This is a genomic window from Caballeronia grimmiae (assembly GCF_022879615.1).
Lineage (GTDB): Bacteria > Pseudomonadota > Gammaproteobacteria > Burkholderiales > Burkholderiaceae > Caballeronia > Caballeronia grimmiae.
On sequence record NZ_CP084271.1, the window covers coordinates 557,248 to 571,279 of the forward strand.

General features: G+C 64.6%; 12 protein-coding genes, 1 tRNA gene and 1 riboswitch. Of the genes, 2 read left to right on the forward strand and 11 right to left on the reverse strand.

The window, feature by feature from the left end:
* Nucleotides 1–59 precede the first annotated feature (59 nt).
* Both LDZ21_RS02695 and LDZ21_RS02700 read left to right on the forward strand, forming a co-directional pair.
* On the forward strand, nucleotides 60–1,325 hold the full coding sequence (locus LDZ21_RS02695) for a metallophosphoesterase family protein (RefSeq protein ID WP_244794103.1): 1,266 nt from the start codon (nucleotides 60–62) through the stop codon (nucleotides 1,323–1,325).
* A 3-nt stretch (nucleotides 1,326–1,328) separates the two neighbouring features.
* On the forward strand, nucleotides 1,329–4,793 hold the full coding sequence (locus LDZ21_RS02700; RefSeq protein ID WP_244794104.1) for a YhaN family protein: 3,465 nt from the start codon (nucleotides 1,329–1,331) through the stop codon (nucleotides 4,791–4,793).
* Here the strand turns inward: LDZ21_RS02700 and LDZ21_RS02705 are convergent.
* The 11 genes from LDZ21_RS02705 to LDZ21_RS02755 all read right to left on the reverse strand — a co-directional run bounded on the left by LDZ21_RS02705 (nucleotide 4,781) and on the right by LDZ21_RS02755 (nucleotide 13,557).
* Complete coding sequence (locus LDZ21_RS02705; protein WP_244794106.1) at nucleotides 4,781–5,602, reverse strand: SIR2 family NAD-dependent protein deacylase; 822 nt, start codon at nucleotides 5,600–5,602, stop codon at nucleotides 4,781–4,783. The genes LDZ21_RS02700 and LDZ21_RS02705 overlap by 13 nt on opposite strands.
* Nucleotides 5,599–6,675, reverse strand: a complete 1,077-nt coding sequence (locus LDZ21_RS02710; RefSeq protein WP_244794107.1) for a helix-turn-helix transcriptional regulator — start codon at nucleotides 6,673–6,675, stop codon at nucleotides 5,599–5,601. The genes LDZ21_RS02705 and LDZ21_RS02710 overlap by 4 nt, the downstream gene beginning before the upstream one ends.
* Before the next feature lie 171 nt (nucleotides 6,676–6,846).
* Nucleotides 6,847–6,922 (reverse strand) — tRNA-Lys (locus LDZ21_RS02715).
* Nucleotides 6,923–7,054: 132 nt separating this feature from the next.
* Nucleotides 7,055–7,804: a tol-pal system protein YbgF gene (gene ybgF / locus LDZ21_RS02720; protein ID WP_035969984.1), complete on the reverse strand. Its 750-nt coding sequence runs from the start codon at nucleotides 7,802–7,804 to the stop codon at nucleotides 7,055–7,057.
* Nucleotides 7,805–7,849: 45 nt separating this feature from the next.
* On the reverse strand, nucleotides 7,850–8,356 hold the full coding sequence (pal, locus tag LDZ21_RS02725) for a peptidoglycan-associated lipoprotein Pal (RefSeq protein ID WP_035969982.1): 507 nt from the start codon (nucleotides 8,354–8,356) through the stop codon (nucleotides 7,850–7,852).
* 55 nt (nucleotides 8,357–8,411) lie between these two features.
* The gene (gene tolB / locus LDZ21_RS02730; protein WP_035969980.1) at nucleotides 8,412–9,704 is read right to left on the reverse strand and encodes a Tol-Pal system beta propeller repeat protein TolB; all 1,293 of its coding nucleotides are present in this window, start codon (nucleotides 9,702–9,704) and stop codon (nucleotides 8,412–8,414) included.
* 106 nt (nucleotides 9,705–9,810) lie between these two features.
* Nucleotides 9,811–10,941: a cell envelope integrity protein TolA gene (gene tolA, locus LDZ21_RS02735; protein WP_244794109.1), complete on the reverse strand. Its 1,131-nt coding sequence runs from the start codon at nucleotides 10,939–10,941 to the stop codon at nucleotides 9,811–9,813.
* Nucleotides 10,938–11,381 carry a protein TolR gene (tolR, locus tag LDZ21_RS02740; RefSeq protein WP_035969978.1) on the reverse strand — a complete coding sequence of 148 codons (444 nt, stop codon included), beginning with the start codon at nucleotides 11,379–11,381 and terminating at the stop codon, nucleotides 10,938–10,940. Before tolR ends, tolA begins: the two co-directional genes overlap by 4 nt.
* 12 nt (nucleotides 11,382–11,393) lie before the next feature.
* Nucleotides 11,394–12,071: a protein TolQ gene (gene tolQ, locus LDZ21_RS02745; protein ID WP_035969977.1), complete on the reverse strand. Its 678-nt coding sequence runs from the start codon at nucleotides 12,069–12,071 to the stop codon at nucleotides 11,394–11,396.
* Nucleotides 12,072–12,195: 124 nt separating this feature from the next.
* A complete protein-coding gene (gene ybgC, locus LDZ21_RS02750) occupies nucleotides 12,196–12,669 on the reverse strand; it encodes a tol-pal system-associated acyl-CoA thioesterase (RefSeq protein ID WP_244794111.1) in 474 nt (157 codons plus the stop codon).
* 141 nt (nucleotides 12,670–12,810) lie between these two features.
* A complete protein-coding gene (locus LDZ21_RS02755; RefSeq protein ID WP_244794113.1) occupies nucleotides 12,811–13,557 on the reverse strand; it encodes an SDR family NAD(P)-dependent oxidoreductase in 747 nt (248 codons plus the stop codon).
* Nucleotides 13,558–13,778: 221 nt separating this feature from the next.
* A riboswitch (ZMP/ZTP riboswitch) is annotated at nucleotides 13,779–13,877 on the forward strand.
* Nucleotides 13,878–14,032 lie beyond the last annotated feature (155 nt).

Sequence of the window (14,032 nt, forward strand, 5' to 3'; positions counted from 1 at the left end):
AAGCATCGACGTCCGGATGCGTCAGGCGCGACACCAACACTCAAGAGGAAGACAACGCGATGCGCTTCATCCACGCGGCCGACATTCATCTCGACAGCCCGCTGCACGGCCTGTCCGCCTACGCCGACGCGCCCGCCGACATGCTGCGCAACGCGACGCGCGAGGCGTTCTCGAAGCTCGTGTCGATCGCCATCGACGAGCAGGTCGACTTCATGATCATTGCCGGCGATCTCTACGACGGCACCTGGCGCGATCACAACACCGGCATCTTCTTCTGCAAGGAGATGGGCAAGTTGCGCCGGGCGAACATTCCCGTCTACGTGCTTTACGGCAACCACGACGCCGAAAGCGAGATGACGAGCCAGCTTCAATTGCCCGACAACGTTCACACGTTTTCGACGAGGAAGCCGCAGACGTATCGCATCGACGCGCTCAAGGTCGCGCTGCACGGTCACAGCTTCAAGGACAAGGCGGTAACGGCCAATCTCGCGACCGCGTATCCGTCGCCGGTCGACGGCTATTTCAATATCGGCGTGCTGCATACGGCGCTCGAAGGATCGTCGGCGCATGCGAACTACGCGCCGTGCACGGTCGCCGAACTGCATGCCCGCGAATATCACTACTGGGCGCTCGGCCACGTGCATGAATTCGCGATGTGGGATGAAGCGTCGACGATCGTGTTTCCGGGAAACCTGCAAGGGCGCAACATCCGCGAGACGGGAAGGCGCGGCGCGGTGATCGTCAATGTGTCGGAGTCGGACGAAGTGAGCGTCGAGCGGCTTTTCATCGACGTGTTGCGCTGGGAATCCGTCACCGTCGATGCAGCCGGCCTCGCCACGCTCGATGAAGTCGCGCGCGCGGCCGGGCGTGCGCTCGAAGCGCTGATCGAGCGCGCCGAGCGGCCCGTGCCGCATGCGGTGCGCGTGACGATCACCGGCGCGACGAAGGCGCACGGCGAACTCTTCGCAAACGCGACGCAACTGCGCGCCGAAGTGCTCGCGCAGATCGCGGCGATCAGCCATGACTCACTGTGGCTGGAAAAAGTGAAAGTGACGACGCAGCCGATCGCGCGCGACCTCGCGGCATCGCGGCTCGACGGCGCCGCCGATGCGCTCGCGGATCTCCACGGCCTGCTGATCGAAGCCGAATCCGATCCCGAATTTCTCGCGTTGCTGAAAGATCGGCTCATCGCACTGGCATCGCAGGCGCCGGCTGAATTGCAAAAGTCCGTGCCGGAGCTCGAATACGTGCGCGACGGCGACCTGGCGAAGCTCGTGAGCGAAGTGCGCTCCGGTCTCATCGCGCAACTCGCGGACGCGGAGTGACGCATGCGGATCAGTCAGCTCGATCTCATCCGCTACGGCAAATTCACCGATCATGCCGTCGAGTTTCCATCGGCGGAACAGGACTTTCACTTTGTCGTCGGCCCCAACGAAGCCGGTAAATCGACGATCAAGACCGCCATTTCGGAACTGTTATTCGGCATGCCGCATAGCTCGCCGCTCGCGTTCCGGCATCCGCAGAGCGATCTGCGGGTGGGCGGCAAGCTGCAGAAGGACGGCGCGGGCATCGCGTTCCATCGCACGAAGAGCCGCAAGTCGCCGCTCGTCACGCCCAATGGCGACGCGCTCACCGCCGACGCGCTCGCACCGTTCCTCGGCACCGCTGACAAGAGCTTCTTCGAGCAGATGTATTGCCTCGATCACGAGACGTTGATTCAGGGAAGCAAGAGCATTCTCGATGCATCGAGCGATGTCGGGCAGGTGCTGTTTCAATCGGCTGCGGGTATTGCGAGCCTCGGCGAGGTGCGCCAGCGTCTTGCCGACGAAGCGAAGGAAATCTGGACGAAACATCGGGCGAGCGGGCGCACGTACTACATCGGCTTGAAGCAATACGAAGAGGCCACCGCCGAACTCAAGACCGCGAGCGTGCGCACTGCGCAGTGGCGTCGCGCACACGGCGCGGTCGAGGACGTGCAGGAGCGCAGCCGCGAGCAGGAAGCGCGTCGCGCGGAACTGGAAGCGAAGCGGGCGCGGTTCGAACGCATCCGGCGCGTCGCGCCGTATCTGAATGTCTGGCGCGAGAAATCGGCGGAACTGAACGAACTCGACGATACCGCCGACCTCCCCGCCAACGCCGAAGCCACGCTGCAGAACGCGCTGACACGGCTTGCCTCGGCGCAAACCGCGCTCGATCTGCACGCGAACGACGTCGAGCAACTGAAGAAGGAACTGGGCGAGATTCGCATCGACCAGACGCTGCTCGCAGTCGAAGCGGACATTCGCGCGCTCGAAGCGACGCGGCACCAGTGCGCGAATCACGCCGACGAAATCACGCGGCTCGAGCAGGACGTCGCTGCGCGTCTGCGGCAGATCGCGCAGGACTGCGCGCAACTCGGCTGGCCGCAGGACGAAGCCGGCGCGCGCCGATCGCTGCCGGGGCCGCTCGCGTTGCAGACCGTGTCCAGTCTCATGCTCGAACGCGGTGAACTCGAACTCGCCGCGCGCCATGCGCAGCAGGCGGTGGAGGAGGGCATCGCGGAAATCGCTGCGCTCGAAGCACGCCTCGCCGCCATCGCGAGCGCCGACGTCGCGCCCGGCTTGCGTGCGGCCGTGCGTGCGGCGCAAAAGGTTCGCGATACCGACGCGACGCAGCGCCGTCTCGACGATGCCCGCCGCGAGGCCGAATACGCGCTGCAAGCGGGGCTCGCATCGCTCGGCAAGTGGACGCGCCCGCTCGCCGAATTGCGGGCGATGACCTTGCCGGCAGTCGAACGCATCGCGTCGATGCGCGACGAGCGGCAGGCGCTGGCGTCGCGCGTCGCGTTGGCCGTCGATCGCCTGAAGGAAGCGCAAGACGCGCTCGACGCCACGCGAACCGAACTCGGCGACTTCGTGGAGACGCATCGGGTCGTGACCGGCGATGAAGTGCGCGATGCGCGTAATGCGCGCGACGCGGCATGGCAAGCGATCCGTTCGGGCAAAGTGACGCTCTCGACCGGCGCGACGCCTTTCGAAACCACGATGCGCGCGGCGGACGAGTTCGCCGACCGTCAGCTCGGCTCCGTCGGACAGTCGACGCAGCTTGCCGCGTTGAAGCGCCGCGTAGCGGCGGACGAGCAGACCGTCGAGCGCCGCCGGCAAGCGGAACGCGACGCAACGGCTGCGCTGGAAAACTTCGACGCATCGTGGCGCGCGCTCGCCGCGCAGTCGCAGATTGCGGACATGGCGCTCGACGACGTTCCATCGTGGCTCGCGCGCCGCGAACAGGCGCTCGCGGCATCGCAAACGCTGGACAAGCACAGCGCCGAGCTTGCCCGCGAATCCGCCGATGCCGCCGCGCACCGCGACGACCTTGCGCGCCATCTGGCCGATGCGGGCGTCGCCGTCGATACGTCCGCGCGTCTCTACACGCTATGCGACATCGCGGAAACGCACATCGGCGAAATCGATGCGGCGATGCTCACGCGTCGTCATGTCAGCGCGCAACTGGACACGGCACGCGCCGAAAGCGTCGCGCGGCAAGCCACGGCGAAGGCCGCGAACGAAGCGTTCGCGCGCTGGCAAGGCGAGTGGGCAGCCGCAGTCGAAAAGGCGGGCGTCGCGGTTGCAGCGGATTCGCAGTCGGCGGCGGAGACGGCCATCGGCATCGTGAAGAGAATCGGCGAGCAGCTCGTGCAGGTGGATGCGATCCGCAGCGGCCAGATCGACGTGATGCGCGCGTCGCTCGCGGCGTTGGCCTCGAATGCGGCGCGGCTGGCGGGGCTGGTCGATAGCGAACTCGCCGCGCTCGAAGCAAACGGGGTTTCGCTCGAATTATCGACGCGCCTCGAAAGCGCGTGCGGGGCGCGCGCTGAAGCCGAGCGTCTCACGAAGGCACTCGCGGCGGCGAACGGGCACATGAGCGCGGCGAAAGCCGCTGTCGAGGACGCGCGCGCGAGCCTTCGACCGCTCTACGAACTCGCGGGCGTCGACACGCCGGATCAACTCGCGGCGCGCATCGCGAAGTCGACGCGCAAGCGCGAACTGATCGCAGCCGTCAACGACGCGCGCGATGCGTTCATCAAAGGCGGCGACGGGCTGACGCTCGATGCGCTCATCGCAGACGTGGAGGGCGCGGACATCACCAGCGTGGAGGCGGAGCTTTCATTGATCGGCGGGGCGCTGAACGAGTCGGTGCACGCGTCGACGGAACTCGCCGCCGAACTTGCCGCCGCGAACCGCGAACTTGCCGCCATTTCCGGCGAAGCCAACGCCGCACGCGCGGAGGCGAAGCGTCAGGAAGCCTTGTCCGCGATGGCCGATGCAGCGGAACGCTTCGTGAAGGTCGAAACGGCATCGACGTTGCTGAAATGGGCCATCGACCGATATCGCGAACGGCGCCAGGGCCCGATGCTTTCGCGTGCGAGCGCCATTTTCTGCGAGCTGACGCTGGGCACGTTCTCGCGGCTCGTCGTCGATTACGATCGCCAGCCGATGGCGCTGGCCGCCGTGCGCGCGGCGAGCGGCGAGCATGTGGAGATCGGCGGCATGAGCGAGGGCACGCGCGACCAGTTGTATCTCGCGCTGCGCCTCGCGGCGCTGGAAGAGCACGGCGAGAAGGCATCGGCGCTGCCGTTCGTCGCGGACGATCTCTTCATCAATTTCGACGATGCCCGCGCCCGCGCCGGCCTGCGCGTGCTCGCGCATCTCGCGAAGCGCACGCAGGTGATTTTCCTGAGCCACCACGATCATCTCGTCGGCATGGTGCGCGACGTGTTCGGGCCGCAGGTCAACGTGCGCTACATGAGCTGATCGAGACGCGGCAGTGTCTCCTTCGCGCCGCCCGCAATGCCGACGCCCACGCCCGGCGCAATCCCATGCTCGCGCGGATTGATGCGGATCACGCGCGGGCCGTGTCGCTCGCTGAACCGTCTGACGGTCGGCAGCGCGCGGCCCGCGCCCATCTCCACGACCACCAGCCGCTCGACGCCCTGAAGCCACGCGGCGAGCCTGCGCTCCTGACGCGCGGCGTGCGTGTCGAGCCAGTTCCAGTCGCCGAACATGAGGATATTCGGACGCGCGATGCGCCCGCAACGCGGACACATCGGCAGCGCGCTGACGAGTTCGCAGCGCGTTTCGTCGACGACCGGATCGAAGCCGTCGGCGGGCCAGATATCGCCGGTGCAGGGCTCGATGCATTGCATCGCGTGAATCGAGCCGTGGCATTCCGCGACGCGCTCGGGCTCGAAGCTTGCGCGCTGGAACTGGCCATCGACGTTGCTCGTAAAGACGAATGCGCCATGAGGCATCCGCGCGGCCCAACGATGAAGCAGGCGAAAGCCGTCATGCGGCTGCGTCGCACGATACAGCGCCAGGCGATGCCCGTAGAAGCCCCACGCGAGCCGCGGATGCCGCGTGAAACCCGCCGGATTGGCCATCTCCTCGAACGAGAAGCCATGATTCCGCAACGCCGGGTAAGCGCGCCAGAAGCCTTCAGGCCCGCGAAAATCCGGCAGGCCCGAATCGACGCCCATGCCCGCGCCGGCGGTGATGAGCAGGCCATCGGCGTCGCGCAGCCACGCTGCGGCTTGAAGGATGCTCGTCGGCGTTTCGTCGCTCATGCGCGGGCGTCCTCGTGCGCGGCATAGCGCTTCGCGAGCTTCGAATAATCGTCGGCGAACTCGTCGCGCAGCGAGCGGGGCGCGAGAATTTCGACGCCCGCGCCGAGCGCGCGCAGCCACCATCGCAGCTTGAGGCTGGGCGTTACCGTGCCGGTCACTTTCATGCGGCCATCGGGCAGCGTGTCGATTTGCTGATCCTTCGACATCGGCGATTCGCGCAACTGATTGCCCGCGCTTCCTTCGAATGCCAGTTCCAGGCGCACGGGCGGCTCGGGCAGGAAGTCGAACGCCTGCTGCGTTTCGATGTACTTGCGTAGCTTGAAGTCTTCGGGATACGTGAACGGCTCGCCGGACTCCGTCACCGAACGAATGCGGTCCAGCCGATACAGCGCGCGCGCCGCTTCCTTTTCGCCGTGTTCGATGCGCGGGGCGCGGCCCGGGTCCTGCGCGACCATGTACATGACGCCCGCCGATTCGACGAGCGCGAGCGGCCAGAGCCGCCTCGTCTTCTGATCGGCGCTTCCTTCGCCCTTGTAGGCAGGACGATACTGCACGAGCAGTTCGCGCTCGAAGAACGTCGCGGTGGCGACGATGTTGAAGATGTCCGGACGCAGCTTCGGGCGAATCAGCGTGAAGGCGCCATCGACGGAATCGATCTTGTCCGCCCACGCGCGATAGATGCGGCTATCCGCCTTCTCCTGCGACAGCCGCGCTTCGGCCGCCTGAAAGAGCGGGTCGATGTCCTTGGTCACTGCGTTCGGCAGCTTGTTGCCGGCGAAGCGCTGAAGGATGTGGAACGCGACGGCTTCCGACGCGCTCATCAGCCCGACGCCTTCCTGCAGGCCATGCAGCCAAGGCTTGCGCTGCCAGAGCAGTTCGCGGCCGTTGATCGTCGAAATGACGCGCGATTCGGCTTCGAGCGCAGTGAGATGGCGCTGCACTTTCTTCGTGTATCCGACGCGATGCCCGCGCTCCTCGAGCCGCCTGCGCACTTCGGGCGTCGACAGCCAGGCGACGGCGTCGCGCTCGGTCGGCAGCACGCGGAGAATGGCTTCGTCGAGGCTGGAGGTCATGGGGAATCGAGCGGAAAAGACATGGCTCGATTATAGGAAGGACAGGGACAGATTGTGTCCCGATGCCGGAGGGGAATGGTCCGGAGGACTATGTTTCGCGCGGCAGGGAAACGCAGAACGGCGCGAAAAAAGAAAAAGGGCTACGCGATTGCGTAGCCCTTTTTGATTCTTTGGTAGGCCGTACGGGATTCGAACCTGTGACCAACGGATTAAAAGTCCGCTGCTCTACCAGCTGAGCTAACGACCCGAAAGAGGCGAAATTATAATCGGCGATTTCCGATGCTGTCAACCGATCTCGCCGATTCCCGACAAGAGAATCGCCCGAGGCATGCAAGCCTGCGGGCGTCCTCATCGAGAGGCGCGAAAGCCGAAGCTTCGCTTACTTCACTTGCGACATCTTCGTTTGCGCAGACTGCGCGACCTCGGTGCCCGAATACTGCGAGATGATCTGTTGAAGCGTCTGCTTCGCAGCCGCTTTCTGGCCCTGCTCGATCTGGTTATTCGCGATCGCAAGCAGCGCTTCGGGCGCTCGCGGATGCGTCGGATACGTCTTCACCAGGTTCTGCCAGATTGCGGTCGATCCCTTGTAGTCGCGCTGCGCATACAACGCATTGCCCAGCCAATATTGCGCGGTCGGCTGATACGGGCTCTGCGGGTACTTCGACACGAACGTCTTGAACGACGCCGCGGCGCTCTTGTAGTCACCGTTACGGAACTGAGTCGACGCCGCGTTGAACGCTTCCGTCTCGCCGGGCTCGACCGAACCGGTCACGCCGTCGACCGTCTGCTGCTGCGGCTCGAATTTCTTCATGCGCGCATCGAGATCGGCGTAATAGTCCTTCTGCTGCTTCTGCAGCGTCGCGACCTGATTCGCCAGATCCTCGTTCTGACCGCGAAGCGTGGCGACCTGCTGATTCAACTGATCGATACGGTTCGACTGATCGAGGATCGTGCGCTGCGCCGCCGACAACTGATTGCCGAGGCCATCGGTCTTCGTGCGCAGATCGAGCACGGCCTTGCGCGCTTCGTTGTCGTCGAAGACACCGGCGTGCGCGGGCACGCCCGCCATCACCGCACCGACGACGCACGCGGCTGCGGTCATCCGCAGCAAAGGAAAGCGATACAACATAGGGCGACTCACCCGTGACTGGTTACGTGACTGAGAGTGTTGCTATTACTGCTGGTAGACGAGGTCCGCACGGCGGTTCTGTGCGTACGACGACTCGTCGTGGCCCGTCGCCATCGGCTTTTCCTTGCCGAGGCTCACGGCTTCCATTTGCGAATCCGCGACGCCCATCAGCGACATGGCGCGACGCACGGCTTCCGCACGCTTCTGGCCCAGCGCGAGGTTGTACTCGCTCGTGCCGCGTTCGTCGGTGTTGCCCTGAATCAGGACGTGACGCTCCGGATGGCCCTTCAAGTACGACGAGTGTTGCTGCAGCAGCGGCTGATAGTCGTCCTTCACGGCATAGCTGTCGAAGTCGAAATAGATGCTGCGCTTCGCGAGCGGGCTGTTCGGATCGTTCAGCGGGTCGACATTGACCGTCTGGACGTCACGCGGGTTCGGCTGCGCCGTGCCCGCACCCTTGTTCGCGCCTTCATCGAGCTTTACACCCGAATGACACGCCGCCAATGCGCCGACCATCGCAACTGCCAGGCCGATACGAAGTTTCGACATCATGGTACCTCTCCTTGTGTTGTAGCTGAACGTTGTAAGTGAAACGTTGTTGCAGGACTTATTGCATGAACGGACCCCAGGACGGCTCGCGCACCGCACCGCCCTGTACGGACAAGACTTGCCGCGTGCGACCATCGGTCGACACGGCTGCCAACACGCCACGTCCGTTCACTTGGGTGGCGTAGAGGATGTACTGACCATTCGCCGCGAAGCTCGGCGATTCGTCATGCGTCGTGTCGGTGAGGCCCGTCGCCGTGCCGGACGCGAGGTCCTGCAAATACAGCTTGAAGCCGCCGCCAGTGCGCGAAATGTACGCGAGTTGCTTGCCGTCCGGACTCACGCGCGGGCTCGTGTTGTAGCTTCCCGCAAACGTGACTCGCTGGGCCGCGCCGGCGTTTTCCCCCGCCGCCGGCATCTTGTAGACCTGCGGTTGGCCGCCGCGGTCGCTCGTGAAATAGATGGAACTGCCATCGGGCGAGTAGGCCGGCTCGGTATCGATGGAACTGCCCTGTGTGAGACGGCGCAGGCCCGAGCCGTCTGCGTTGACTTCGAAAATCTGCGTATTGCCCGTGCGCGACAGCGCGACCGCGAGCTTGCGGCCATCCGGCGACCACGCCGGCGCACTGTTGTTGCCCTTCTGATTCGATACGACCACGCGACGCCCCGTCGGCAGATCGTGGATGTAGACGACCGGCTTCTTGCGCTCGAACGATACGTAGGCGACCTTCGTGCCGTCAGGCGACCACGCCGGCGAGATGATCGGTTCGGGGCTGGAGAGGGCGATCTTCGCGTCCTGGCCATCCGAGTCAGAAATCTGCAACTGGTAACGTCCGCCCGTCTGAATGACGTACGACAGACGCGTCGCGAATACGCCGCGGCCGCCGAGCAACTTGGCGTAAATGTAATCCGCGATCTTGTGCGCGCTCATGCGCAGGCCGCTTTCCGCGCTGACGAGCGACAGGCCGCCGAGGTTCTGCTGCTTGACCGTGTCATACAGACGGAAGCGCACTTCGTACTGTCCGTTCGACAGACGCGTGACGCTGCCGGACACGAACGCGTCCGCGCCCTTGGCTTTCCATGCGCCGAGATCGACGGAGTCGCTCTCCGAAACCGGCGTGCCGCCCGCGTCGATGTTCGTGAACTTGCCGCTTCTTTGCAGGTCCTGACGAATGATCGCGCTGACTTGCTGCGGCGAGTTCGCCTCGTTGGCGAAATTGGCCGTCGCGATCGGGAACTGAGTCGAACCGACGCCGGTGACGAGCACGTTCAACTGGGCGTGTGCGGCAGTGCCGGCTGCGATCAGGCAGGATGCGACCAGCGTTCTGAGGCCAAGCTTCGTCATCAAACTCATGCTGTATAGGTTCCGAAAAAAAGCGTTTTCAAGTGTCTGGGGAATGCAGAACAGACCCCCGGTTGCACGATTCGTTCCCACGTGGCGACGCGGCTCGCGGCCGTCATCAGCCTCCGGCCGGCCGCAGCGTGATCGTGAAACGATCGGGCGCCTTGCCGTCGATATCGACCGGCATCGGGTCCGAACTCTGCACCGCGCGTAGCGCCGCGTTGTCCCACTGCTCGTTGCCGCTCGAGCGCGTAATCGAAGCCGAAAGCAAGGTGCCGGACGGTGAGCAGCGCACTGCCACCACGGTTTCGAGGCCAGCCGTTTCGCCGCCCCAACGGATGTTCGGCCGCACGCGCCGCTGCACCTTCTCCGCATAGCCCGGCGACGTGGCGTTGCCGCCTGCGCCGCGGCCGGTGCCGCTCTTCGCGAGCCCTTCGCCGCTCGTGCCCGTACCGCCGCCCAACTGCGCTTGCAACTGCGCGAGGCGAGCCTTGCGCTCCAGGTCGACCTTTGCTTTCGCTTCGGCATCGGCCTTTGCCTTCGCGGCGGCCTTTGCCTTGGCTTCGGCATCCGCCTTCGCCTTGGCTTGCGCGTCGGCCTTTGCTTTCGCCTCTTTGGCTTCCTTCTGTTCCTTCAACTGCTCGGCCTTTTGCGCTTCGGCCTCGTCCTGGCGTTCCTTGTCCTGCTTCGCCTTTTGCTGTTGCTGCTGTTGCTGTTGCTTTTGAAGATCGGCCTGACGCTGCTTCTCGATCTGCTTCTGCTTGTCCTGCATCGCCTTCTGCGCGGCAGCGGCCGCGGCGGCCTGAGCGGCGAGTTGCTGCTGACGCTTGGCCTCGGCTTCGTCGCGCGCCTCTTGCTGACGGCGTTGCTCGGCGAGCTGCGCGTCACGCGCGGCGGCTTCCTGCTGCTTGCGCTTCTTTTCCTGCAACGCGATGTCCGCGTCCTCGTCCTTCGCGGGCGGCGGCGCGGGCTGCACCTTCACCGGCGCAGGCGCAGGCGCAGGCGGCGGGGGAACCGGGCGCGGCGTCGGCGCGGACATGTCCGGTATATCGGTCCAAATTTCTGCTTCTGCACCCGCCGGCGTGTTGTTCTGCCAGTTGATGCCGTGATAAAGCAGCCAGCCGAGCAGCAAATGCATGACCGCCGCGAGCGCGAACGCCTTGCCCGTGCCACGCTCGCGAGGCGGGCGAACCGGCCGCGCGGAACGTGGACGCGTCTGCTGAGGCGGACTGGTGCGACGATCGATCATTGCGATTTGACGAGCAATCCGACGCGCTTCACGCCGCGCGCCTTCATATCGGACATGACGTTCATGACGGCTTCGTATCTCACCGTCTTGTCAGCCGCGATCACGACCGGCTGATCCGGATGCAGCTCCTGCCGGTTGAGCACGAAGGTGTTCAGATCGGCCATCGTCATCTTCTGCTCTTGCGTTGCGCCGCCTTCTTCCTTGTAGCGGATGTTCATGCTGCCGTCGGCCTTGATGTTGATGACGAGCGGCGGCTGTTGCTCCTGCGGCTGCGCGTTGCCGACGGTCGGCAGATTGATGATCGACGGCGATACGAGCGGCGCGGTCACCATGAAGATGACGAGCAGCACGAGCATCACGTCGATGTATGGCACGACGTTGATGTCGGCCATCGCGCGGCGTGAACCGCCGCGCATGCTGGAACGAATCGGGCCTGCCATTGCGGCCTCCTGTTAGTGCGCCTGGCGCTGCAAGATGTTCGAGAACTCTTCGATGAAGGTCTCGAAGCGGATCGCGAGGCGATCGATGTCATGCGCGTAGCGGTTGTACGCAACGACCGCCGGAATCGCGGCGAACAGGCCGATCGCGGTGGCGACGAGCGCCTCGGCGATACCCGGCGCGACGTTCGCGAGTGTCGCCTGCTGCACGTTGGCGAGACCGCGGAACGAATTCATGATGCCCCACACCGTGCCGAAGAGACCGATATACGGGCTGACCGAGCCGACCGACGCGAGAAACGCGAGATTGGCTTCGAGCACGTCCATTTCGCGCTGGAACGCGGCGCGCATCGCGCGGCGGGAGCCGTCGAGGATCGCGCCCGGATCGGTGATGCGGCGTTCCTTGCCTTTCAGAAACTCGCGCATGCCGGATTCAAAGATACGCTCGAGCGCGCCGATGGTGTGGCGATTGTTCGCCGCGCTTTGATAGAGCGCCTGAAGGTCGCCGCCGGACCAGAAATCGCGTTCGAAGCGCTCGGTTTGCGCGCGCGCCCGGCGAATGGCAAACCATTTGCGGAAAATGAAAGTCCACGAAAGCAGCGATAAGAGCAGCAACAACGCCATCACGGCTTGAGCGAGGACGCTCGCGTGTACGACGAGTGAAATGATCGACAAGTCTTGTGTATTGTTCATAGAGGTCTGCTGTTGCGTCCCGGAAAACGCGTCCGGTCAGAAGCGCATCACGCTTTCGTAATTCCGAGGTGAGTGAAACGGAAGCCGCATTGCGGCCGGCTCGTTTTCGAATGTCTTAACCTGGCTAAACACGGCTCGATCCGCATTCGGGCGGCAACGGCTGTCCGGCGATCGCGGTGTTCGCGTGGGGACCGCGTTTCAGTCCTTCGAGCACCGGTTCGGGAATGCCGGCAGGCCGCATCGACGCACGATTCACCGAAGCCACGCGGATATCCCCGGTCGCAAGCAGCACGCCATCGCGCCACGCTTCCTGATGAAAGTCCACCGATGCGCGTCCGAGCCGCTCGATACGGCTCGCCACGCGGATCACATCGTCGAGACGCGCGGGTGCCGAATAATCGACGGACGTCCGCTTCACGACGAACACGACGCCATCCGATTCGGCGAGACGCTGCTGGTCGATTCCGCACGCGCGCAGCCATTCCGTGCGCGCCCGCTCAAAGAACTTCAGGTAGTTCGCGTAAAACACGATGCCGCCGGCGTCGGTGTCCTCGTAATACACGCGAATTGGCCATTCGAAAATCAACGGATTGCTCACAGCGGATCGCTCACCTTTGCGCCATCCTGCTCGCGCCCGGGCGGATCGGCCCGGTATGGCTTGCTTTGTGACAAATATTCATCGGCGGCATTTTACCGGAACCCGCTGCGCGCCCGCCAAATCATCAGGCAATGTGGCGCTTCAGCCGCGGTGAATTTGCAACGGTCCGAACGTTTGCGCGACGGGCATCAGCTCGATTGCGTTGATATTCACGTGAGCGGGGCGCGTGGCGATCCAGTAGATGGAGTCCGCGATATCTTCGGCCGTGAGCGGTTGCACGTCCTTGTACACGGCCGCCGCTTTATCGTCGTCGCCCTTGAACCGCACGTTCGAGAACTCGGTGCCGCCGCAGAGGCCCGGCTCGATATCGGTCACGCGCAGCGCCGTGCCGGCGAGGTCGGCGCGCAGGTTGAGGCTGAACTGCCGCACGAACGCTTTGGTCGCGCCATAGACATTGCCGCCCGGATACGGATACGTCGCCGCGACCGATCCGATGTTGAACACGTGCCCGCGATTGCGTTCGACCATGCCCGGCAGGACGGCGTGCGTGACCGCGACGAGGCCGGCGCAGTTCGTATCGATCATGTTCTGCCAGTCATCGAGCTTCGCACGCTGCGCCGGCTCGAGACCGAGCGCGAGGCCCGCGTTGTTCACCAGCACGTCGATGCGTGCGAACGCCTCCGGCAGCGACGCCACGGCGTTTTTGACGGCGTCGCCGTCGCGCACGTCGAGTTCGATGGGCAGCACTGCATCGCCCAGTTCCTCAGACAACGCAACGAGCCGCTCTTTGCGCCGCGCCGCCGCGATCACGCGATGGCCGCCTTTGACGAATGCGCGCGCGATGGCAGCGCCGAAGCCGGCGGACGCGCCGGTGACGAAGACGATCATGGTCGAACTCCGGTTCGATAGGAGCGATAGACGGGACCGGGCCGCGTGGGGACACGCGTCCGGCAACGGCGCAAAGGGTACTTCCATTGATGCGGCGCGGCAAGTAATCGCGGGTGCGAACGATCGTGCTTTCGCCTCGGGCAGGAGGGCTCCGGAGCCGCTTGGCCATTGGCCCGGCGGCCGGTTGCCTAAAGCCCGGCCGCCCATTAAACTACAACGCTCAAACCCCGCGTGACTGGCGATAGAATCTTCGGATTCAAGGTGGAACGACCCACTAGGAAGCGCGGAGCGTCGTTTTGCCGTTCGCCTGGGCAGCTGAGATCCGCGCGCCGTCGCTGCGTTGCCGGAGGCTGTCCGTTCCGCGAAACCGGAGTCTTCCCCCTTCCGTCGCGTCATGGCACAACCGGTGTCCAGCGTCTTCCGCGTTCGCGTGAAGGGCGCTCCTTCATGCGCGGTCCAGTCAACCTGTTCTGAT

Excerpts from the sequence above, each read along its gene's own strand:
- tolB (WP_035969980.1), bottom strand. The coding sequence starts at position 9,704 with ATGAGTTTGATGACGAAGCTTGGCCTCAGAACGCTGGTCGCATCCTGC.
- ybgF (WP_035969984.1), bottom strand. The coding sequence starts at position 7,804 with ATGTTGTATCGCTTTCCTTTGCTGCGGATGACCGCAGCCGCGTGCGTC.
- pal (WP_035969982.1), bottom strand. The coding sequence starts at position 8,356 with ATGATGTCGAAACTTCGTATCGGCCTGGCAGTTGCGATGGTCGGCGCA.
- LDZ21_RS02755 (WP_244794113.1), bottom strand. The coding sequence starts at position 13,557 with ATGATCGTCTTCGTCACCGGCGCGTCCGCCGGCTTCGGCGCTGCCATC.
- tolR (WP_035969978.1), bottom strand. The coding sequence starts at position 11,381 with ATGGCAGGCCCGATTCGTTCCAGCATGCGCGGCGGTTCACGCCGCGCG.
- tolQ (WP_035969977.1), bottom strand. The coding sequence starts at position 12,071 with ATGAACAATACACAAGACTTGTCGATCATTTCACTCGTCGTACACGCG.
- tolA (WP_244794109.1), bottom strand. The coding sequence starts at position 10,941 with ATGATCGATCGTCGCACCAGTCCGCCTCAGCAGACGCGTCCACGTTCC.
- LDZ21_RS02695 (WP_244794103.1), top strand. The coding sequence starts at position 60 with ATGCGCTTCATCCACGCGGCCGACATTCATCTCGACAGCCCGCTGCAC.
- LDZ21_RS02700 (WP_244794104.1), top strand. The coding sequence starts at position 1,329 with ATGCGGATCAGTCAGCTCGATCTCATCCGCTACGGCAAATTCACCGAT.
- LDZ21_RS02705 (WP_244794106.1), bottom strand. The coding sequence starts at position 5,602 with ATGAGCGACGAAACGCCGACGAGCATCCTTCAAGCCGCAGCGTGGCTG.
- LDZ21_RS02710 (WP_244794107.1), bottom strand. The coding sequence starts at position 6,675 with ATGACCTCCAGCCTCGACGAAGCCATTCTCCGCGTGCTGCCGACCGAG.